The organism is Pseudoalteromonas sp. S3178, assembly GCF_005886985.1.
Lineage (GTDB): Bacteria > Pseudomonadota > Gammaproteobacteria > Enterobacterales > Alteromonadaceae > Pseudoalteromonas > Pseudoalteromonas carrageenovora.
In genome coordinates, this window is sequence record NZ_PNCW01000053.1 from 63,223 (window position 1) to 86,722 (window position 23,500).

Consider the following 23,500-nt stretch of genomic DNA (forward strand, 5'->3'; position numbering starts at 1 on the left):
CTGAAAAGTAAAAATCAAAAAGGTCGAGTGATAGCAAAACCAATAACAATAGCCTCTTCGTCATCAATAAAATCTACCGCTACAGTAGGTGCGATACCAAAATCTCCAACATGAAAATCATAAGCACTACTGATACGATATAAATCTTCATTGTGAGGGTGCCCTCCACCTATACGCTCTTCACCAAAACCAACCCCAAAACGAATATTTTTAGTCGGGTGATAAAAAAGAGAAGCTAGAACTACAGCTGTACCATCGCCATGATGTGCATCATTTGTTCTTTCATATACCACTCCAGCGCCCCATTCATCCGTGAATTTATACTCATATTCAATCCCAAAGGTAAATTCACTTTCACTATCAAAATGAGTGGTGCCAATAAAAATTCCGGGGATATGTTTAACTTCTTCACTTGCTTGAACAGTCGGAATTAAAAATATTAGAGAACACGCGATGCACTTTAAAATTTTATTTCTCATATTTTTCTCTTTTAAAAATTAGATGGTCATGGAGCTATAACAGCTCTAGAACAAACAGTTTGGAATAGTAAGTAATTAACATTATAGATAATCTATATTAACATATTAGTTTCTTTATGCGATCTGGCAAGATTTAATACTATATATGTAGAGCAACCTTGTTTAATAAGCTTTAAGGAGTGAATTTATTTAATAAAAACAGGGAGGAATTCATTTTTAGGCAAATAATTTTTGTGTTTTCTGTTTTCACTAATAGCCAATCAAGATTAGGTTAATTAAAACAAACCTGTATTTTGAAGCGGTAAGTCTATGTTAACTCTTTCACTTTTAGCTCTTTACCACGGCTTATTTGATGGCATTGAGCTAGTAGTAATTCGGCTGTCGCTTGTGCATCGGTAAGCGCATGATGACAATGATAGCTTGGTAACTCATAACGTGTGCGGCAGGCACTTAGGGTTAAATCATCTTGTTTTATATCACATGAATGATTAATTAGGCGTTTTTGTTCTATATGGAGCGTGTCGAGGATGAGTTTGGGTTGAATATTAATATTTGCGCTTTTAAACGCCACTTTTAAAAAGCCCCAATCAAGCATTGCATTATGAAACACTAAAATACAGTCACTAAAGTGGCTGCTTAATTGCGCTAATATACTGGCAAGGCTTTGCCCTTTAGCTAAAGTATCGTCGTTAATTCCATGATATACAGGGCTTTGCTCTAGGCTTTTAACATCTTTATTAACTAAGTGTTTTGACTCACTCATTTTTATACATTGGTTATCTATTACAACCCACGCTACCGATACAATTTCGTGTTGTTTTGCATCAAGCCCTGTTAGCTCTAAATCAATAACTAAATAGCGCTGCGTTAACGCATTTTGACTTAATAAATTTCGCTTTTTAAAGTATTCGCTAAGCAATTTTTTTACCATGGTCTTTCCTAAAATACGCCTTATAAACTGCCACGAGCGAATTTAAACGCGGCGGCTTGCTGCGCTTGCTTAACTAAGTAAAAAGCTTCTTTTAACTGATGGCGCTCAAGCGAATTTAACTTATCGGGATTAATACAGTTACTTGGCAATCCCTCTTCATTTATTTGAGTACTTAAGCGCAGTTGAGTTAAGAATCGCCAGCAATCTTTTAAATTATATATATCCTTTTTACTGAGTAAGCTGTGCTTTAAAAGCGCATCTAATCGCTCTTGTGTATTAGCGCGCCTAATTCCAGCTTTAAGTGCGTATAACCTTGCTATGTCGTTAATAATAACCACACCACGTGTTTTTAAATCTATGTATTTATTATTTTGATCGGTTTTTTCGGTTTTAAATTTGTTAAATAGACCAATCGGTACGCTGTTATTGCTAATATCGGTTGCCATAGCGGCATAAAATAATTCATTGCGCGATATGCGAGTAAGCTGCTCACAAAAGCTGCTGTACAAGGCATTTGAGCCTTCAATAAAGCGCAAATCAAAAAATATTTTACAGTTAAGCATGGCGTTTGGCGTTGGGCTTTTTATCCATTTAAAAAAGCGCTCACACCAGTCACTTATACTCATTCGGCATAAATTGCTGCTGGCCATTATATTCCCAGGGCAACGTCTAATTCCGCACTCTACTAACTGTTCACATACAAACTCCCCCATATGTTTAAAGTAAGCGTGCTGTTCATCACTTAAATCATCAGGCAGTAGTAAACCGTTGTCTTGGTCTGAGTGCAGGGTTTGCTCTTCTCGCGCTTGCGAGCCAAAACAAATAAAGCTAAAACTGGTGGGCGCTGCACCATTATCTTCTTGAAATAAATGAATAAGGCGCGATGTTAGTGCATCGGTTAAACCACTTAATAATTTACCAATTAGTGATATATCGTCAATGTTGTATGAAAAACTACGCAGGAGCTCAGGAATTTCTTTTGCGTAGCGTTTTAAGTCAGTAATAGTATGCGCTTTATAAATGCGGCCAATGAGCTGTACTGGGTCGCTTTTTTGCTGGCGTAGTAAGTCGGTGCTAGTAAGCATACCCAACGGTTTATGGTTTTCATCAAGTACAGGTAAGTGGTGAATATTGTATTTAAGCATTAAATGCAGCGCAGAAAACACGCGGTTATTTTCAAAAATAAACTTGGGTTTAGCGGTCATTATACTGCTAACAGCTTCTTGTGGGTCTACTTCGTCGGCAAGTACCCTGTTACGTAAATCGCGGTCAGTAACTACACCTACTAAATGGGCATGTTCGGTGATCATAATTGATGACACGCCATGCTCTTTCATTTTTTTAGCACTTTGCCTAATGCTCGCATCGGGCGCTAAAGTTATCGCTTTACGGGTCATAAGCTCAGATATTTTACGCTCAGACCAGCTATCGTTTTTACTTTTATAATGTGATGAGAGTAAACGGTTTGCGTGCGCTCTTACAAAATATTGTTCAAACGGTTTGTATTCACGGCGTAAAAAATCAAAGTGCTCTTGGCTGAGCATATACACTATGCCCTCTTTTTGAACCGCCAACCTATTTTGTATTGCTTCTCCGGTTAAAAGCGAGGGGTAGCCAAAATAGTCACCTTGCGCTAAACGCGTTACTACGTCGCCTTTGGCATCAACCAAATCGTATAAGCCTGAGCGAATTAAAAAGAGCTTTGGACTTTCGCTTTGCAGCCATTGTGCTTGGTTTTCGCGTGTTAAGTAAACACAATCTAAATGGCTTACAAAGTATTCGCATGCACTTGTTTGCAGCATACTAAAAGGCGCTTGCATACACACATACTGGGCTACTTCTTGTTGTTCTACACTCATTGTTGCACTCATTAAAAAGTATACACTGCACCAATGTACTCATTATTTCTACAAATAAAAAGCCCGACTAAAGTCGGGCTTTTGGTGCTTTATAAATAAGTAGGCTTAGTGAGCATGTGCTCCAGCCGACCCTTTAGGATTACGAATACCTTCTACCATTTCTTGAATTTCAACAGGTGTAGGCTGAGTAAACTTAAGTACTGTAGCTGCAACTACAAAGTTAATAATCATACCAACTAGGCCTATGCCTTCTGGAGAAATACCTAAGAACCAGTTTTCAGGACTATTTAGCTCAGGGCTTACAAACTTAAAGAAGATAATATACGCAGCGGTAAAGCCAATACCCGTTACCATGCCGGCAATTGCGCCTTCTCTGTTCATTGTTTTAGAGAATATACCCATAATAATTGCTGGGAAGAAACTCGCCGCCGCTAAGCCAAAGGCAAACGCGACCACCGATGCCACAAATCCTGGCGGGTTAATACCGAAGTAAGCGGATATAACAATGGCAACCATCGCAGCTAATCGAGCGGCCAGTAGCTCTTGCTTATCGCTAATATCGGGTTTAAGGGTTCGCTTGAGTAAATCGTGCGACACTGAGGTCGAAATAACCAGCAGTAAACCTGCGGTAGTAGATAGTGCTGCTGCAATACCCCCTGCGGCTACTAAGGCAATTACCCATGCTGGTAAGTTGGCAATTTCAGGATTAGCAAGCACCATAATATCGCGGTCTACTTTTACTTCGTTTGCGCTATTTGGATCTTCAATTTTACCTGCTGTGTAGAACATTTTGCCATCACCGTTTTTATCATCAAAGGTAATAAGGCCTGTGCGTTCCCAGTTTTTAATCCACGCTGGTGCTTCTGCGTATTCTGTACCACTGCCGTCTTTACCATTAATGGTATCAATCATGTTTACACGAGCAAACGAGGCAACCGCGGGTGCTGTGGTATAAACAATAGCAATAAATACCAGTGTCCACGCTGCTGAAATACGTGTGTCTTTAACACGAGGTACAGTGAAAAAGCGAACAATTACATGTGGTAAACCAGCAGTACCCACCATTAACGCACCTGTAATTGCAAATACGTCAATCATGCTCTTAGAGCCTTCGGTGTATTGGGCAAAGCCAAGCTCTGCACTTAAACCATCTAACTTATCGAGTACATAAACGCCGTCGGTGCCAATAAGTGTGGCGCCAAAACCTGTTTGTGGGAAGAAGTGGCCTGTCATCATCATTGAGATAAAAATAGCAGGAACAAGGTATGCAAATACAAGCACACAGTACTGTGCTACTTGCGTGTAGGTAATGCCTTTCATGCCGCCAAGTACTGCATAAAAGAATACAATCACCATACCAATGTATACACCGGTTTCAATTTCTACTTCTAAAAAGCGAGAAAATACCACGCCTACGCCGCGCATTTGCCCTGCAATGTAAGTAAAACAAATAAAGATGGCACACAAAATAGCAACAACACGCGCTGTTTGTGAATAGTAACGATCGCCAATAAAATCAGGTACCGTGAATTTGCCGAATTTACGTAAGTAAGGCGCTAAACACATAGCGAGTAATACATAACCGCCGGTCCACCCCATTAAGTAAACGCCGCCATCATACCCTGCGAACGAAATAATACCCGCCATTGAAATAAACGACGCGGCGCTCATCCAATCGGCAGCTGTTGCCATACCATTAGCAAGTGGTGGTACGCCGCCGCCCGCTACGTAAAATTCTTTAGTTGAGCCCGCTCGAGCCCAAATTGCAATGCCGATATAAAGCGCAAAGCTTAAACCAACAATTATAAATGTGAGTGTTTGAACATCCATTGCTTAGCTCCTATTCGTCTACGCCGTATTTTTTATCTAACGTATTCATTTTGAAAACGTACACAAAAATCAAAGCAACAAAGGTGTAAATCGCGCCTTGCTGGGAGAACCAGAAGCCAAGTTTAAACCCAAAAAAACGTACTTCATTAAGTACATCTACCAGTAATATGCCAAAGCCAAACGAGACCACAAACCACACTGCTAGTAATTTAAACAGTAGTGAAATGTTTTCTGCCCAATAAGCTTTTGCTTGTTCTTCATCTTTAAAAGCCATTTTTATTTTCCCCTTTAAGCATCGCAGTATCGCGATGGGTGGTTTTTTATCTTCGCTAATCAATTTAGCAACGCAGCTTAAATATTGAATTGAGACCATAGTCGTAACAGCTTGTTAACGTTTACGTAAACTGTAAATGCACATTTTATAAATAAACATTAAAATCATATTTTTCATGAAGTTAAGCCACTAGCAGAGTGTCAGTAAAGTGCGGTAGCTCTAAATTGGTCAATAATGCGACATTAGTCTAATAAAAATACTAAATATAAATTTACTTAATATATTCAATAGATTATAAAAATAATCGCGTTTTAAAATAAAAATCTGCACGCACACTTATTGCCAGTTCTGGTATTGTGTTAATGCTCTCAAGGTTGAGGGAAATGTTTTACTAATAAGGTTAATAACAACATGACTGCCGTACTCATTATTGTTGCTTTAGGTTATATAGGTGTGCTGTTTTGGCTTGCCAACTGGGGCGATAAAACAACACCATTGGCAAAGCGTATAAGCCATCACCCTTTTGTATATTCTTTATCTTTAGGTATTTATTGTACATCGTGGACCTACTATGGCTCTGTAGGTACAGCGGCCACCAGCAGCTGGAGTTATTTACCCATATTATTAGGCCCTGCACTGTTGTTTTTTTTCGGCCAAGGGTTTTTACGCAAACTGGTGTTAGTAAGTAAAAAGCAAAACATAACCACCATTGCCGACTTTATTTCTGCGCGTTATGGCAAGCGCCAAACCACTGCAATTATGGTTACTTTAATCGCATTATTAGCGACTATTCCTTATATTGCGCTGCAATTAAAAGCCCTTAGTACCAGCTTTTTACTGCTGCAAAGTAGTAATAAAATATCGGGCGATATGCTCGCGCTTTCGGCCACATTAATTATGGCAATGTTTGCAATATTTTTTGGTACTCGCAAAGTGGATGTAACAGAGTACCGATCAGGTTTAATGCTCGCTGTAGCATTTGAGTCGATGATAAAACTTATTGCACTTGTTGCAGTAGCAGGGCTTGCTGTTTACACCCTTTTTAATATGCCTGTGGCAACCTCAAACAAGGTAAGCGAGTCTATTTGGCAGCACTGGGCCGATTTTAACTTTTTTAGTTTTAACTTTATTGGCCAATCGCTCATGGCTGCTGCGGCAATTATATGTTTACCGCGTCAATTCCATGTAACCGTGGTCGACAACCAAGACAAGCGCCATTTATTTACCGCTCGATGGGCGTTTCCGCTTTATTTACTGCTTACCGCCGCGATGATTTTACCCATTGCCACCGCTGCTATTCATCCCGATATTGGCTCAGGTTTCTCGCCCGACAGCTTTGTATTAGCACTTCCGTTAATTCACGACCAAGCATTTTTAACCACCTTTGTATTTATAGGCGGGCTAAGCGCTGCAACCGCAATGATAGTTGTGGCAACACTTACGCTAAGTACCATGATCTCAAACGATGTAGTATTACCTCTTATGCTACGTCGTAAATTTAAACGTAATTTAATTACCAGTAGCTATAAATCGCGCATATTACTTGTTAGGCGATTTACTATTGCTGGCATATTAATTTTGGCCTATTTTTATCAGCAATGGTTTGGCCACAGTAGTGCGCTGGCCAGTATGGGCTTAGTTGCATTTTCGTTGGTTACACAATTATTACCCTCAATAGTCGGTGGTTTATATTGGCGAAAAGGCCACGCTTATGGCGTATATGCAGGCTTAGTGGCGGGCTTTATTTGTTGGATATTATTTTTAATGATGCCAATACTTGATGCTGGCGCAGTGATTGATAGCGAGCTGCAACAAACGCTTATTACTCGAGGTACTTTAATTGCGTTGTTTGCAAACATTGGTTGTTACATTAGCTTTTCTTTAGGTGCAGAGGAGCGCTTAATTGATAAAATTCAAGCAGCTGCATTTGTTAATCCTAAAGATCAGGCTATTTTATCTCGCCGCTTAAACAAAAACGTTAAAGCCACGGTTTACGATTTTAAAATACTTTTGCAAACCTTTTTAGGCATTCAGCGCAGCCAGCAAGTGTTAGCTCATTATGCGCTAGCGCATCATTTAAATGACAACAGCGGACACCCAGAGCCTGAATTTATAGCTTACTGCGAGCGCGCACTAACCGGTGTATTAGGTGCATCTTCTGCTCAAGCACTTATTCATACAGTGTCATCGGGTAAACGCATGGCCTTTGAAGAAGTAGTCAACTTTTTTGACGAAACCACACAAGCCCTGCAATTTAACCAAAATTTATTGTATACCTCGCTCGAAAATTTAAGCCACGGTATTTCGGTTGTAGATAAAGATCTAAACCTAGTTGCATGGAATAAACGCTACGGCGAAATGTTTGGCTACCCAGAGGGCTTTTTAGAAGTAGGCCAACCCATACAAGACATTATTAGATACAACGCAGAGCGAGGTGAATGTGGCCCCGGCGAAATAGACCGCCAAGTAGAAAAACGCGTTCAGCACTTGAAAAATGGCAGCTCTCATCACTTTATACGCCATCGCCGCAACGGCCAAGTATACGAAATGATTGGTAACCCCCTACCTGATGGCGGCTTTGTAACGAGCTTTTCAGATATTACTAATCACATTAGTACGCAAAATGCCCTTGAAGAAATAAACATGGATCTTGAAAACCGCATAGAAGCGCGGACACAAGAAGTACAAACCATTAATAAAGATTTACAAGCACAAATAGATAGCCGCGTACAAACAGAGCAAGCACTTACTTTAGCCAAACGCGAAGCAGAGCAGGCCAACGACAGTAAAACGCGATTTTTAGCGCTCGCGAGTCACGATATTTTGCAGCCACTTAATGCAGCACGTTTATACCTAGCCGCTATTGACGAAAAACAACTCGATAAAACTAATCAAAATAGCTTTGATAAGCTTGGCGATAGCCTAGATTCTACGGTGCATTTAATGTCGGCATTATTAGAAATTGCCAAGCTAGAACAAGGCGCCATGACCCCTACCCCGCGCCATTTTTCTATTGATGATATTTTAGCGCCACTGCAAAGTGAGTATGCTATTTTATCAAGCGATAAAGGCCTTAAACTTAGCGTGCGCTCAAATCAGCAAATAGTGCACAGCGATATAACCTATCTACGTCGTATTATTCAAAACTTAGTATCGAACGCTGTTAAATATACCGACAGAGGCCGAGTACTTATTGCCTGTAGAAACCGTAAACACAATTTACGAATAGAAGTATGGGATACAGGCCCAGGTATTAGCGAAGTAGAACAAGCTAAAATATTTAACGACTTTTACCGCATAGAAGCCGGTGACAACAAAGGTGTAGGCCTCGGGCTTGGCGTTGTAAAACGTATGGCCGATTTATTAAGCTTAGAACTTGATGTGCACTCAGAGCCAGGCAAAGGCAGCCGCTTTAGTATTGAAGTACCCTACGGCGATGCGCAATTTGTACAACAAAAACCAGCCGCTAGCAGCTTAATAGAAAACCGCGCAGCTATTAATATAGTGGCCGTTGACGACGACCCAGAAAATCTAGCAGCTATGGCCAGCTTACTTAAAAAGTGGCAAGCCAATTACACCTTATTTGATGATGTAGACAAGGTGCTTGAGCATGCAAAACAAAGTAAAGCGCCAGATGTAATTTTAATGGATTATCAATTAGGCAATGAATGCGATGGCATCACTTTAATTAAAACGCTCAGAGAAATATGGCAAGGCGATATTCCGGCTATTTTAATTACCGCAGTGCGCGACACCGAGCTAAAACAAGAAACCAAAGCGGCTAATATTCATTATTTAAGCAAACCCATTAAGCCTGGTAAGCTAAAAGCACTGCTTAATCACAGTACTTAATTTTGTACTTTAGTTACCTAGCCTTAGCTAAATAAACAAAAAGCCCAGTATGTTTACTGGGCTTTGCTTTATAAAGTGTCCGTATCTTTTATATGTCTTTTGAGCCGCTTCTAAGCTTTTGAAATAACCAACTTAAACCCACCAATGAGAGCCCTAAGCCAATAAACGAAAGCGCTTTTAACAGCCCCGTTAAATTAGCCATATCAATTAAAAACACTTTTACAATAACCGCAGCGAGTAACCCTAAGCCTATTTTTTGAATGAGTAACTGGTTTTTAAGGTGCCCTAATATAACTGTACCGGCGCCTAGTATTAGCCAAATAATAGAATAGCTATACAGCTCTGCGTTACTTGCCCCTTTTGATAGGTAAATATAAGGCCCTTGCCAGTATTGGCGAATAAAACTGTTAATAGCGATTAAGCCAAGTAAACCTGCAACACCAAGTACAAACTGCGCTACCTTAGCGTTTATAGGTTTAATAAGTGAATATAACCAAATCGTTAAGCCTGCAGGTACTAACCAAAGCAAAAATAGCCAGTTAAATACAGGGAGCTCGCCAATATAAATAGAGCTTAATAACGGGTTGTCATCGAGTAGTGTTTTAACTGAAATAAAGCCAGCTCCGCCTGCTAATACACACCCTGCAATTTGATAAAGCTTAGCTAAGCTCCCTGCTATACGTGCGCGATGTAAATAAACGCAGCCCAGCGCAAGCCAGTTACATGTAAGCAATATTTGCTCATAAAAACTAAGCGAGTCAAATTGTGGATAATGCCCAACGAGCTGATAACTTGTTTCTGTAGTAATAAATAGCGCTAAACAATGAAGAGCGGCACCTTCTAACCATACTTTTAATTGCGATGATTTATAACATTTAGCTGCAGCAAAAAATAATGCGGTACACAGCGGATAAACAATAATACTCCAGTGCAAGCCAAAGAATGTGAGAGCGTCGTAACTTGGTGTCCATGGCGCAAGCGTTAAGCGCAGTAATAAAGCAGCAACTAACGCTTTAATTGGCCAATGCGGCATAGGCACATTAAAACGTTTTATAAGCACACTAATTAACAGTACTTGAATAGCTAATGCAATGGTTAAACCGCTGTCGCTTAATAGCATGGTAATTGCTAACGTAATATTAGCATTTGCTCCTACCCAATAGGTAAAGCGTTGAAATAGCGTTGTATTATGCTGCGCACACTTAATTAAAATAGCCGCTACAACAAATAATACAAAAGCCCAAAGAGGATAAGCAGTAGTTAATGCGCTATTTGGAATAAGCGAATATAACGTACCTATCATCACAAAAACGCTAAACGCTGCACTAATATGAAACGCTAAACGTTTAATATGTTTTTTACCAAAATAGAGCCCGTACGCCATAAAGCCAAAACCAAGCAATAAACCTAAGCCGTATTCGCTTTTAAATATAAATAATCCATCATCAAAAAAAGCTGATAAAGAATTCATTTGCTCTGCGCTTATAATCATTAAAATAGCGATAACCAGTGATAGCCCTTGCCATGAATCCCAGCGACTATTTTTAAGTACTAAAAATAATAACAATCCAATGCTCAACACACCGATAGCTTGCCACTGTAAAGTGTAATAACTAATCGACATGGTAAAAATTAGCGGGACTATAAAGGCGAGCAATAAGAGGTGATCGGGTAATACTTTTATAAGGCGCTTTAAAGAGTGCGGGCGATGTTCGATGCTTTTTAATTTTAAGCCTAAACGCGGCAAAGCAATCAAGCCAACAATACTAAGTAATGCAAAGGTTGCAAATAACCATGGTGTACTGCTTTTTAACTGTGTAATTAAAAACCCAACTAAATACCAGCCTATGTGCCCTGCCCATAATAAGTACCAAAGCCAAGCGCGCTGTACTTTTTGTGCAACCAACGATGCCGACAAACTAACAAAGCCCACATACATAAATAACGCTAATAAATTATTACTGCCGGTATTAACCCAAATAGGCACACTGTATGAGCCAATGATACCCAGCACAGCCAGTAAAGGCCCTAATTTAAGCGCCATAACACTGGCACTTATAGCAATGATTGCAAGTAAAATAAATGCAGCTGTTGGGCTTATCATGCTGTAGGAGCTATAAGCTAAAAGTGTTAATGCAAAGCAGGTAATAAAACCGCCGCTGGCAAGCGCTGCTGGTATATAGTTATTAAAGCCTTCAAAAATAATACGTTTGTAATGTAAGTAACTTGCCACTGCAATTAAGCTCAGCCCAAATACGCCACCTAAACTAAGCCTCGTTAGGGGTGATAAAAGCCCGGCTTCTAAACTGTACTTAGCTAAAAATATACCGCCAAAAGCAAGCGCTATTGCGCCTATCCAGGTCATCCAGTTTTGCTCAAACCCAGTGCGTAATTTTTCAAACAATGTGGTAATAAATGAAGGCGTGGCTGGTTTAGCTTTTTTAGGCGCTGCCGGCTTTTGTTTTACCGCGCCAATAGGTGCACTTTGGATAGCTAAAGTTGGCTCAGTATTTATAGACATGGCCTGAGGTTCAGGGTCTTTTACTTCACCCTGCACATTATTAAATGGCACTACTTTAGAGGCTTGTAATTTCGTTACTTTAGCTCTCAATACTGCAATTTCTTGCTTTAACCCGTTTAATTGTATTAATGCAATTAACCCACACAAAGCCCCTGCAGCAATAACTAGCATTACTATAACTGCTAACCCAACTAAATCATCCATGGCATGCTCTTATTATTTATTATGCTATGAGTGTACCTAATTACTAATTAACAAGTAAATTTTGTTCAATAAAAAAGCCTAAACACATTATATGTTTAGGCTTTAACACTACTTAAAACTTAAATTAATTACTCAACGCTATCAGTAACGGTAAGGTTAAGTGTCATTTTGTAGCCTGATGCACTTGTTTCATCATGCTCTAAAATTAATATGTAGTTACCCTCTTGAGTAAAGTCCATATCGCTTTGCTGAATAAGCACAATTTGCTGTCCATTATCTTCGTATACGGCGTAAACAGTGTAAACTTCGTTATCAACAACTTGCTCTTCTTGGTCGTATTTATCTAGGCCATCTACAACATTACTCGTGTCGTCTACAGTTTCGCCATCAAGGGTAAAGTAAACGTCAATGTCTGATACTGTTTGTCCGGCGTAACTTTCGATTAAGCTAACTACCGATACGGTATGGCTGTAGCTACTTGGCGTTAGGTTTTCTTCAACGCTCATCATACGAAGGCCATTATCTGCATCGTTATAAAAAATACCAACAGCACTTTGCTCACGCTCAAGCGTCATTAAAAAGTTATCGGCAAGTTTAGTACCTTCTTCGTCGTACATAGCAATGCTGTAACTATTAGGTGAAAGCTCAATGTAATTTGTATAGGTATCGCTTGCTACTGTATCTGTTGTGTTTTCAGTAGTACCGCGGGTTGTTGTAAAACTCACTGGCGAGTAATCGTCAACTGTATTTATAAAACGTAACTGCCCTAAAGCTGATTGGTGCTTAAGCTCAGTCACGTAGTTATTATCAGTTACTACATCTAAAGTAATACCACCGTCTTCGGTTGCATAGCTTGGGCGGATCATTGCTACGTAGCTTGCTTCATCATAAAAATACACTGACGATGACTCGTAAATAACATCAGTGCTTCCCGCGTTAGTAATATAAATTGTGTAGTAACCTTCATCTAAGCTTTGTAAGTCTAACTCACTCAAATACTGCTCTGATGAAAAAAGATTTGCGCTTTCAAATACGCCATCATCGGTTGCAAGGTAAACATCGTAGCTATTGTCTTCACCAGCGATATTGTAAAAGTCTAAATTAAATTCACCGGTATCGCTTGATGTAGGTATGCTTAATTCTGTAAATGTAGGCTCGTCAAAATTGCCACTCATGACTACTAGCTGCGTTTTATCGCCTTTAATTGATACTTCTTGTTCGCTAATAGTTATGTAGCTGTCGTTAGCGTCTAGGTATTCAAAACTAACATCGTAAGTACCTGTGCTGTAGTTATGACGTGTAGTTACATCGGCAAAATCGGTGCCTGAACGCTCTGTTTCTTCAACAAACAAACGCGTGTAAGGGCTGTTGTATGATCCATTATAAAGTTGGATATAGCCCGTTGAGCTTGAGCTGTCGCTGCCGCCACAACCAGCCAAAATAGATATTAAACTTATAGGTAAAGCAGCTTTAAGTAGAGTGTGAGTCATTAAGTTATTCCTTATTATTAAAATCACTATTATGACTCTATTGCAGCATTAAAATTTCATGGTTTACAAAGTATTACCCTCGCTGACACTTCCTTACGTAATCGTTAAAAAGTGTAGCAAATGTGCAAATAATAAGGACGTGTTTAACTATTAAAAAATTAGGTAGATGAAATTTCAAAACGATCGCGACCTGTTTTTTTAGCTACGTATAGGGCTTGGTCGGCACGCTTCATCACTTTATCGAGGGGCTCGTTAGGGGCTTGTTTTGCTACGCCAATACTTACTGTTAAGTGGCGCGTATTTTTAACATTAATGGTGTGCGCAAGGTCTATTAATTGCTGACAAAACTCACTAACTTGCTCTATATTACTTGTCGGTAAATAACCTCCAAATTCCTCACCGCCTAGGCGAGCAAACTGCGCGTTTCCTTCAAATGCATTATTGTATGTAGTTGCTAACTGCTGAAGAATCATATCGCCCACATCATGGCCAAACTCATCATTAATAGACTTAAAATGGTCTATATCAATAATTAAAATAACATAAGGTATAGTGTTTGCACTTTTAACATATCGATAAAAGTAGCGTCTATTATGCACTTTAGTTAAGTCATCTATTATTAATTCTGCGGCTAACCTATTATGAATACTCTGGACAAAACGCATGGTTTTAAATAAACCATAAGAGGTAAAAAGCATACCTAAGGTTCTGCATAAGTCTTCAAAATAAACACTCACCCAGTAAGGCTGAACCACTAGCTCATCGAGTACATCGGCAGTAGCGCCCATCGTCCACAAAAGTAAACCAAGTGTGGAAAATATGTAGGCTTTTTTAGACAATTCTGAGCATTGGACCATCCAAAATAGAAACGTCAACACAACTAAATTTATAAAATCGGTCGTAAAACCATATACATTGTTTTGTACTTGTAAAAACGGGAACGTCGCTAAAACGTAAGTCGAAAAAAACATTATATAAGCCAATAAAGCCACGCTTGCGACCTTATTAGGCATAGGCATTTCATAAAAATTAGAAAGCCTTACGGTAAGCTTTACTGTTTCAATCATTTTAATTATACGTTTTTAACGGCTTTGTTAAAAAACTATAGCACATTAATAAAAAGGACCACTGAGATAAAACTCATTTAAAACATGTAAATGAGCCTAAATTACGGTACTAAGTCCCCATAATCCCAACACTAAAATAGTTATTCCAATCATAGCCTTTGTTTTGTGTTTACTGATAATTCGCTCTGCCTGATTACCCGCGTAATAAACAATGATTGCCAAACCAAAATATCGAATTGAACGAGCAATGCCTGCGGCCAGTAAAAATAACCAAATTGAATACTTTGTAGCACCGGCAGCAAGCATTGCTATTTGAAACGGAATGGGCACAATGCCTAGCGTCATTACAAACCAAAAGCCTTGGTCTTGCATTTTTTGCTTAACATTTTCAAATTGCTCTGGATTCGAAAACGTATTAATAACCCAATCGCCAATGGCATCAAATAAGTAATAACCAAGTGCATAACCAAACAAAGCACCTACAATACAGCCTAATGTAGCCATAAGCGCTATTAACCATAGTTTTTCACGGCGAGCCTGCATCAGAGGCACCAGCACAGCCTCAAGTGGAATAGGTACAATGGTTGACTCTAAAAACGACGCCACAGTAATACCCGTTAGCATGTGTTTAGAATCGATAAATTTACGTGTTTTTTCTTTTAATTTTTTTTGAATGGCCATGTGCAATCCTTTTAAAGGCGTTAGTAAATTTATATATGCTTTAATCATCACATAATTAGGTTAATACAGCCTGAAAATACCTAACGTTGTTAGTCAGCTATTCATCATTAACAAATTAGTAATATCTATAGGAATATTTTATTATGTGTCCACGTAGTTAGATTCCCTATCACAGTAGTTATTAATTTATGCAAAACGCGCGTTTTATTCCCTTTCGAAAACAAGATATTGTTGATATGTGTAGTGATGAGTTAAATAACAGCTCTGAGCAAACGTCGTTTAAACAATTTTGTGATTTATTAGCAAGCCTTATCCATTACGATTACCACGCAACACTTGAGTCGCTTAAAAATAACTACGCCCCCTTTGATCCTAATAGCGATACACGATCTTTAGCGCCGGTTTCTAATGATCAAAAAGCGCAGTGCCAACGTGATTTTGCGCGCGATTTTGCCAAAGTACTCAACGCCGCTAACTTTGAAGTAATAACTAATCAAGACTTACAAGATGCATTAAACGAAGAGTCACTTTTTAAAGTGCGCCTTGAAGTTGAATTTGATGACTTTGAAGAAGTGGTTTTTTATCGCCGTGGCGAGTCGCAACTGACTGAAACCATAACCAGCTTTTGGGGCCTTCGTAAAAAGCCGCTGCACTTTACTAATTACGACCGTGTTGCGGTGTTTATTCGTTTTAAAGGTAAAGCCCACTTTGAAGCTAAAAATAAAACACCCTTAGGGTTTGAGCCAAGCTCGACCATAGTTAAGCTGTTTCAAAATGTACCCAAAGCCGACCTTGAAATGCTATTTCCTAATAGCGAGGTACGCATGCGCCCTATAGATAAAGTGATTATTGGCTCATCGGCTTTAGTTGGCGGTGCGGTGGTATTAATTACTAAGCTTGGCGCATCAATTTTATTGTTATTTGCTTTGTTTGCCTTTTGGGGTGGTTTTAGAAGTGAAGCTGTAGAAATGACACAACAACACTTTATTACCTTTGCCATTGGCATGGGAGTATTTGGCAGCTTTATTTTTAAAGAGTGGAGTAAGTTTAAAAACCGTAAAATTAAATTTATGAAAGCGCTTAGCGATAACCTCTACTTTAAAAATCTCGATAACAACGCGGGTGTTTTTCACACCCTTATTGACGCCGCCGAAGAAGAAGACATAAAAGAAGCTCTGCTTGCTTATACGTTTTTACTAAAATCTAAAAGTGGCCTAAGCGCAGACGCGCTTGATGAGCAAATAGAGGATTGGTTTAAAAGTAAATACCAGTGCGAACTCGACTTTGAAATTAGCGATGCCCTTGAAAAGTTGTTACGTATGCGTTTAGTGACGTGTACTAATGATGTGTATAGCGCAATAAATTTGGAGCACGCAAAAGCTATTTTGGATGAGCGCTGGGATAACCTTTTTCAATATAATTAACCTGCAAAGTTTACTTAACAACAAAAAAGCAGCTGAAACTTCAGCTGCTTTTTACGTTATCTAACAGGTGCAATTACTAAGCGGCTTGATACCTATTAAATTTTGCATGTACTAGCTTATAAAGTGCGGGCAATATTAATAGCGTAAGTAGGGTTGATGAAATAATCCCCCCTACAACAACCGTGGCCAATGGCCTTTGTAGCTCAGCGCCGGTGCCCGTATTTAGCGCCATAGGAATAAATCCTAAACTTGCCACTAAAGCGGTCATAAGTACTGGGCGCAGGCGCGAAAGTGCACCTGTTTGTATCGCATCTATTAAACTAAGCCCATCAGCTCTTAATTGCTTAATAAACGACAGCATCACCACACCATTTAATACGGCTACGCCACTTAACGCAATAAAGCCAACGCCTGCTGATATTGAAAGCGGCATATCGCGTAACAATAACGCAAGCACGCCACCTGTCAGTGCAAGTGGTACGCCGCTAAATATAATTAACGAATCACGAAGTGAATTAAACGCGCTATAAAGCAGTCCAAATATAAGCAATAAAGTAACCGGTACCACCAGCGATAGCCGCTTACTTGCCGATTCTAACTGCTCAAACGTGCCGCCGTATTCAATCCAATAACCACTTGGTAAATTAAGGTCTGAATTTAAAGCAATTTGCGCATCACTTACAAAGCTTGCTAAATCGCGCCCTTCTACGTTTGCAGTTACTACAACATTACGCTTACCGCTTTCACGGTTTATTTGATTAGGGCCTTTATCAATACTAATTGTTGCCACTTCGCCAAGCGGTACAAATGCAAGGTCTGGATTGGCACTTTTGGGCACCGCTACTGGCAAACGCGCAAGCTGTGATACATCGCTTGACCAACGCTCATCTAAACGCACTAATAATGAAAAGCGTTTATCACCCTCATAAATAAGCCCCGTTTGCACACCGCCTATAGCAGCACTTACACTTTGCTGTATATCGGTTACGGTTAAACCTAACAGCGCCATATGGTCACGAAGTGGTGTTACCGAAAGTGTAGGCAACCCTTCCATTTGCTCAAGACGAACATCTGTTGCGCCAGTAATGTTTTGCACCAGCGCTGTGGCTTTTTCACCGTACTGTTTTAATGTTGATAAGTCATCGCCATAAATACGCACTGCCACATCGGCGCGCACGCCTGCTATTAGCTCGTTAAAGCGCATTTCTATTGGTTGCGTAAACTCATAGTTATTACCTGGTACTTCATTTACTAAATGGCGAATTTGCTTAACCAGCTCTTCTTTACTTAAAGCGGGATCAGGCCATTGTTCGCGCGGCTTTAACATTAAGAATGTATCAGCAACGTTAGGTGGCATAGGATCGTTTGCGACATCAGGCGTACCAATTTTTGAAAATACCTTTTCAACTTCAGGTATGTCTAAAATGGCTTGCTCTAGCTCTTTTTGCATCTTTACCGATTGCTCAATGCCGGTGCCGGTAATGCGCAGTGCGTGCATGGCTATATCGCCCTCATCAAGCTGCGGTAAAAATTCAGCGCCCATATTTTTAACTTTGAAGCCAAGTGCAATTACAAGCACAGCAGCAATGCTTAGCATTACCCACGGTAACTTAAGCGATAAGCCAAGTAGCGGTTTGTAGCCTTTTTTAATACCGCGCATAACCGCATTTTCGCTCTCGCTTACTTTTCCTCGCACACATACTGCAATAGCGGCAGGTACAAAAGTTACTGCAAAAATAAGTGCGCCAACTAATGCAGCAACAACGGTAAATGCCATTGGCTGAAACATTTTCCCTTCAACCCCGCTTAGTGCAAACAGCGGTAAATACACCAGCATAATAATTAAAATGCCAAATACCGCTGGACTAAATACTTCTTTAGTGGCGGCGGTTACAACACTTAAACGCTCGTTTAAAGTAAGCAACCTGCCATGTTTATGCTGCGCAAGGCCAAGTTGGCGCAGGCAGTTTTCAACAACAATTACTGCGCCATCAACAATTAAACCAAAATCGATTGCGCCTAGGCTCATTAAGTTACCCGACACTTTATTACCTACCATACCGGTAATGGCAAATAACATACTAAGCGGAATAACCATGGCCGTAATAAGCGCACCGGTTACATTACCTAATAACAACAGTAAAATAACAATAACTAGCACTGCCCCTTCGAACAGGTTGGTTTTTACAGTGTCTATGGTTTTATCAACTAGGGTTGTTCTGTCGTACACAGGCTCAACCACTACACCTGCTGGTAGGCTAAGTTGTACATCTTTAAGTTTTTCAGCCATGGCTTTTGCCACTACGCGGCTGTTTTCACCAATGAGCATCATGGCAGTGCCGAGCACGGTTTCTTTACCGTTATAAGTAGCAGCGCCGGTTCTGAGCTCATTACCTAGGCGCACATTTGCTACATCTTTAATGCGTACAGGCGCATCATCGCGCTTAGCAACAACCGTATTGGCTATATCATCAATGGTTTTTAATTGCCCTGGTGAGCGCACTAAATACTGCCCGTCAAAACGCTCTATAAATCCTGCGCCTTGGTTACTATTATTTAATTTAAGTGCCGTAATTACATCACTTAGTGTGAGCTTATAAGCCAGTAGTTTTTCAGGCATGGGCGCTACTTGGTATTGGCGCTCAAAGCCTCCTTGGCTGTTTATTTCGGTAACCCCTTTTACTTTTAATAGCTGCGGACGAATAACCCAATCTTGCAGGGTGCGTAAATCTTCTGCGTTATATGGCGTGCCATCATCTTTTAATGCACCGTTATTTGCATGCACAGAGTAAGTAAAAATCTCCCCTAGCCCGCTGGCAATTGGCCCTAAGTTTGGTTCAATATTGGCTGGTAGGTCTGATCGAATACTTTGAATGCGCTCACTAATTTGCTGGCGCGCCCAGTAAATATCGGTGCCTTCGTTAAAAATAACGGTAACTTGCGAAAGCCCATAACGCGAAATTGATCGGGTGTAATCAAGCTTAGGAATACCCGCCATTGCGGTTTCAATTAAATACGTAATGCGCTGCTCGGCTTCAAGCGGGGTAAAACCCGGCGCTTTGGTATTCATTTGCACTTGCACATTAGTTATATCGGGTACGGCATCAACGGCTAAATTTTGCGTGTTGTATACACCAAACCCAGCAAATAAAAGTGTGAGCGCAAGCACCATCATGCGGCGCTTAACCGCAAACGAAACTATCCAGTTAATCATGCTGCCTCCTAGTGAGAGTGACTTGCGCCGCTTTTTAAAATATCGGCTTTAATTACATAACTGTTTTGCGTTACGTACTCACTGTTTGGCGAAAGCCCCTGAAGCACCTCTACCCACTCGCTGTTTTTAGCACCAAGTTTTACAGGGCGTACTTCAAACACATTGCCACTTTTTATAAACACGCTAGGCTTGCCGTTAAATTCTTGAATAGCGATCGCTTTGACGCGTACTGCCGCATCTACTTTTGCCGTACTAATGTCACTATTAACATGCATGCCTGGTCGCCAATGGCCATCAGGGTTTTTGAGCTCGATTCGCGCACGTGCAATGTGCCCGCCACTCATCATTGGGGCTATGTAAAAAACCTCACCTTGCGCATTTAAATGATGATGTAAGTCGTACACTGTAGCGCTTTGCCCTATGGCAAGCTTTTCAATGTTATCGGGAAAGGCCGAGAGCTCAACCCATACAGTTTCAAGATTGACTATTTGCATTAACGCGCTACTAGCAAGCTCACCGCGCTTTAAATATTGCTCGGTAATAACGCCTGTCATTGGGCTTTTTATGGTGTAATTTTGCAGTGTTTCACGATTAGTGATACTTGCAAGCCTATCGCCTTTTTTAACGTTTTGACCAATGCTCACAAAAATGTCGTTAACTAAACCGGTATAAGGCGCCATTACTTCTACGGTGCCGTGTGCGGTGGGTGCTATAACACCAAATAAAGTATCGGTTAGCTCAACGCTACCCGCTTTTGCAATGTCGGTTTTAATACCAGCACGCTTAATTGCAGCTTCGCTTAGCGTTGTACGCCCCTCTTCTTGCTCATAGTGGTAGTTAATTTTTTGCCCTTTATAACTTGCCATTACATCAAGCTTAAATGAGTGCGGTTCATTCACGCTCACGGTACTAACTAAATAATCATCTTCGGCTTTAAAGCGAATAAGCTGTGGCTCCTCACTTAAACGCTGCACGTTTATGGTTACGTCCAACTGATTTATATCCACAGCTTTATCGTTATTAAATCCATATATTCGCAGCTCGGTATTACCTGCAAACTGGGTTAATTTAAGCTCTAAATCAAGCGCGTTATTAGTTAGTAAAAATCCGTCGTGTGGGCCTTTTTCTTGGTGTTCATCTTCATGGCCTTCTTCGTGACCTTCTGCGTGATGATTAGCCGACGCCATAGCCGTGCTACTTAATAATGGGAGTGCAAAAAGTTGCGTAATTAATAATGCGATAAGTGTTTTGTTCATGATTGATGAGTCTCAATTAAAGGTTGGCCAGTTAAACGCTCAAGGGTAAGCAGCACTTGGTATAACTCGCTATGAGTGTTGATAAGTGCACGTTTAGAATCAAATAAAGCTTGCTGTGCGTCGAGTAATTGCAATACCGATATTTGCCCTTGTTGATAGCTTTTTAAGCTTTGTTTTATAAGCGTTTGCGCTTGTGGAATAACGCTTTGTGTTAAAAGCTGTGCCTGCGTGGTTTTACCTTGGTAATACGCATAGAGCGTGCGTATTTGCTGGCGCAGTTGAATACGTAATTGCCCTTGTTGCTCATTAAGTAGCGCAAGTTGATGCTGCGCCGCCTCAATATTACCGCTATTAGCGTTACTTAATTGCAGCGGCATTGAAAACGAAAACACAAACGAGCTGGCATCAGTTTGCTGGTTATATCGCACGCCACCACCCAAGGTTAAATCGCTTTGACCGCTTGAGCGTTGCAGCGATAAATTAGCCGTTTGTTGCATATATTGCTGCTGTAAAAGTGCAAATTCTGGCGCTGTATTTACCGCATCAAGTAACGCCGCCTCACTTTTAATAGCAGCTATTTGTGATAAATCGCCCGCATAGTAATCACTCACTTGCACCTCTTGCCAAAGCTCATTGAGTGCTAAGCAAGAGCGCTCAAATTCACTTTGTAACATAGCCGTATTTAAATCTACTTGGCTTAATGCATAACGCATGCGGGTTACATCGGCACTTGAGACCGCACCCGCTTCAGCGCGTTTTTCAATTGCATTAAGTGCCTGCTTAACGGTGTTTTTACGCTCTTTGTTTAACGCAATTAACGCCTGAAACTTTAGTACTTGGTAATAACGCTCAGCGGTGGTTGCTAAAAGTGCCAACCGGGTATTTTTATACTCAATAGTTTGCGCTTTTATATTGGCAGTGGCGTAATTAATACGGTTTTGACGTTTATCACCTAGCTCAATTAATTGGCTTAAAGCCAGCGTGTACTGCGCCCCCGAAAACGCATGAGAGCTGTGAGTTCCTAAAAAGTTTTCTGCTTCAAAACTCAGCTCAGGGTTAGGTGAAAGCATGGCTTGGCTTTTAAGCGCCGTTAATATTTTTTGATGATACGGGTAGCGCTTAAGCTGTAAGTTTTGCTGCTCGGTATTTTTAAGCGCCTGCTTTAGCGTTAATACGTTTTGAGTCTCGCTTTTTGCCAAAGCGCTCAGTGTTGGTAATGCACACAGTAGCGCCACCAGCATAAGTGGTTTTTTGTTCATATAGCATGTCCGTTTTAACAAACAGAGTTGGCTTAATCACTATGCCTGTTTTAAAACAAGCGCAATTAAGCAACCTAAATATGTACATAACTAGCCTAATAGCGCACAAGCGCAGGCAGTTATTTACAACGTGTTTAAAATTAAAAACTAGCTATAAAAGTTAGGCGGCGGAACATCTGGCGGATAATTTAAACCGCTATAGCAAGCGGGCTGAGTTGCTTGGCTTTGCTCTGGGCTTATAGGATGATTTAGCGAACTGTAATAACCACAGTGGCAATGCTGATGGGCATGAATTTCGGTAGGTGATTGCGCGTCTTCATCGTTTGTATCGGCTAAAGAATGAATGTGCGAGGCATGATCGACTTCTTCTTGTAAATGATACGCAGCAGCATCACAGCTAATAAAGCTGTGTACAAGCACAAGGAGTATCACGACTAAAAAGTAGTTTGAGCGCATCCATTACCTAATAAAATTTAAAGTGGGTTCCTATTTTACAAAGTAGGAACAGCGGCATATTAAACCTGCACGCGTCTTGAGGTCAATAAACAACGCGCAAAACCGTTGATAAAAATTTACTGGTCTTCGTCTACACAACATTCGTTTTGTAAAAAACCAATTACATCGTCTAAGCGTTGGTACATAGCTACACAATAAAGTGTGCGCCCTTCGCGCCTTTGGCTAATTAGGCCAGCATTAACTAAGCCCGATATATGGTGCGAAAGTGTAGAGCCTGCCATGCTTAGCTCTTCTTGTATAGTGCCTACACTAATGCCAGCGTGCCCAGCTTTAACTACACGCTTATATATAGTTAAACGCGTAGGGTGACCCAATTCTTTTAATGCTTTTGCAACGTCAGTAATTTCCATTACAACCTCGTAATTTCCAAATTATTAGAAATAATAACAATTTGAATTGTTAAATACAGCTTTATTAGCAAGTTACTTTAAAAGTTAAAAAATAAAGTATTTAAAAACAACGCCACAAACCTTATTTCCATACATCTAGAAATAAAGTATTGACGACATTATTGCCCATCAATATACTTCCATAAAATTCGAAATATAGTTTATTTAATATAAGTTATACCAATTCGCTTAATTAAGTGATTTATTTTGAGGCTAGAAAAACGTGTTGATAGCTAGGCAAAAAATTCGCTATT

16 protein-coding genes are annotated in these 23,500 nt (G+C 40.2%); 2 read left to right on the plus strand and 14 right to left on the minus strand.

The features are described from left to right. Positions 1-14: 14 nt before the first annotated feature. The 5 genes from CWC11_RS14995 to CWC11_RS15015 form a co-directional block, all read right to left on the minus strand. Positions 15-479, minus strand: coding sequence for a hypothetical protein (locus CWC11_RS14995; RefSeq protein WP_138683348.1), 465 nt, complete (start codon positions 477-479; stop codon positions 15-17). A gap of 307 nt (positions 480-786) precedes the next feature. Continuing rightward, the gene (locus CWC11_RS15000) at positions 787-1,410 is read right to left on the minus strand and encodes a 3'-5' exonuclease (protein WP_138683349.1); all 624 of its coding nucleotides are present in this window, start codon (positions 1,408-1,410) and stop codon (positions 787-789) included. Positions 1,411-1,430: 20 nt separating this feature from the next. Beyond that, positions 1,431-3,269, minus strand: coding sequence for a DUF294 nucleotidyltransferase-like domain-containing protein (locus tag CWC11_RS15005; protein ID WP_138683350.1), 1,839 nt, complete (start codon positions 3,267-3,269; stop codon positions 1,431-1,433). 105 nt (positions 3,270-3,374) lie between these two features. Next, positions 3,375-5,099, minus strand: a complete 1,725-nt coding sequence (locus CWC11_RS15010; RefSeq protein ID WP_058547129.1) for a sodium:solute symporter family protein — start codon at positions 5,097-5,099, stop codon at positions 3,375-3,377. Positions 5,100-5,109: 10 nt separating this feature from the next. Continuing rightward, complete coding sequence (locus tag CWC11_RS15015) at positions 5,110-5,373, minus strand: DUF4212 domain-containing protein (RefSeq protein ID WP_004586074.1); 264 nt, start codon at positions 5,371-5,373, stop codon at positions 5,110-5,112. A 411-nt stretch (positions 5,374-5,784) separates the two neighbouring features. Between CWC11_RS15015 and CWC11_RS15020 the strand changes: the two genes are divergently transcribed. Then, positions 5,785-9,225 carry a PAS domain-containing hybrid sensor histidine kinase/response regulator gene (locus CWC11_RS15020; RefSeq protein ID WP_138683351.1) on the plus strand — a complete coding sequence of 1,147 codons (3,441 nt, stop codon included), beginning with the start codon at positions 5,785-5,787 and terminating at the stop codon, positions 9,223-9,225. An 88-nt stretch (positions 9,226-9,313) separates the two neighbouring features. Here the strand turns inward: CWC11_RS15020 and CWC11_RS15025 are convergent, their stop codons facing one another. The 4 genes from CWC11_RS15025 to CWC11_RS15040 form a co-directional block, all read right to left on the minus strand. Further along, positions 9,314-11,950, minus strand: coding sequence for a DUF2339 domain-containing protein (locus CWC11_RS15025; RefSeq protein ID WP_138683352.1), 2,637 nt, complete (start codon positions 11,948-11,950; stop codon positions 9,314-9,316). A gap of 128 nt (positions 11,951-12,078) precedes the next feature. After that, complete coding sequence (locus CWC11_RS15030; protein ID WP_138683353.1) at positions 12,079-13,440, minus strand: hypothetical protein; 1,362 nt, start codon at positions 13,438-13,440, stop codon at positions 12,079-12,081. A 158-nt stretch (positions 13,441-13,598) separates the two neighbouring features. Then, positions 13,599-14,507, minus strand: a complete 909-nt coding sequence (locus CWC11_RS15035; protein WP_138683354.1) for a GGDEF domain-containing protein — start codon at positions 14,505-14,507, stop codon at positions 13,599-13,601. Positions 14,508-14,603: 96 nt separating this feature from the next. Then, positions 14,604-15,188: a YqaA family protein gene (locus tag CWC11_RS15040; protein ID WP_138683355.1), complete on the minus strand. Its 585-nt coding sequence runs from the start codon at positions 15,186-15,188 to the stop codon at positions 14,604-14,606. 188 nt (positions 15,189-15,376) lie between these two features. Here CWC11_RS15040 and CWC11_RS15045 point away from each other — a divergent pair, with 188 nt between their 5' ends. Continuing rightward, on the plus strand, positions 15,377-16,612 hold the full coding sequence (locus CWC11_RS15045; protein WP_138683356.1) for a TMEM143 family protein: 1,236 nt from the start codon (positions 15,377-15,379) through the stop codon (positions 16,610-16,612). A 76-nt stretch (positions 16,613-16,688) separates the two neighbouring features. On the opposite strand, the gene CWC11_RS15050 is transcribed toward CWC11_RS15045, so the two are convergent. The 5 genes from CWC11_RS15050 to CWC11_RS15070 all read right to left on the minus strand — a co-directional run bounded on the left by CWC11_RS15050 (position 16,689) and on the right by CWC11_RS15070 (position 23,207). Then, entirely contained in the window at positions 16,689-19,826 is a 3,138-nt protein-coding gene (locus tag CWC11_RS15050) for an efflux RND transporter permease subunit (RefSeq protein ID WP_138683357.1), read from the minus strand. Between the two features lie 8 nt (positions 19,827-19,834). Continuing rightward, positions 19,835-21,082 (minus strand): efflux RND transporter periplasmic adaptor subunit, encoded by a 1,248-nt coding sequence (locus CWC11_RS15055; RefSeq protein ID WP_138683358.1) that lies wholly within the window; start codon positions 21,080-21,082, stop codon positions 19,835-19,837. Beyond that, on the minus strand, positions 21,079-22,341 hold the full coding sequence (locus CWC11_RS15060; protein ID WP_138683359.1) for a TolC family protein: 1,263 nt from the start codon (positions 22,339-22,341) through the stop codon (positions 21,079-21,081). The genes CWC11_RS15055 and CWC11_RS15060 overlap by 4 nt, the downstream gene beginning before the upstream one ends. 147 nt (positions 22,342-22,488) lie before the next feature. Then, positions 22,489-22,797, minus strand: a complete 309-nt coding sequence (locus CWC11_RS15065; protein WP_089348541.1) for a hypothetical protein — start codon at positions 22,795-22,797, stop codon at positions 22,489-22,491. A 116-nt stretch (positions 22,798-22,913) separates the two neighbouring features. Beyond that, complete coding sequence (locus CWC11_RS15070; RefSeq protein WP_138683360.1) at positions 22,914-23,207, minus strand: ArsR/SmtB family transcription factor; 294 nt, start codon at positions 23,205-23,207, stop codon at positions 22,914-22,916. Positions 23,208-23,500 lie beyond the last annotated feature (293 nt).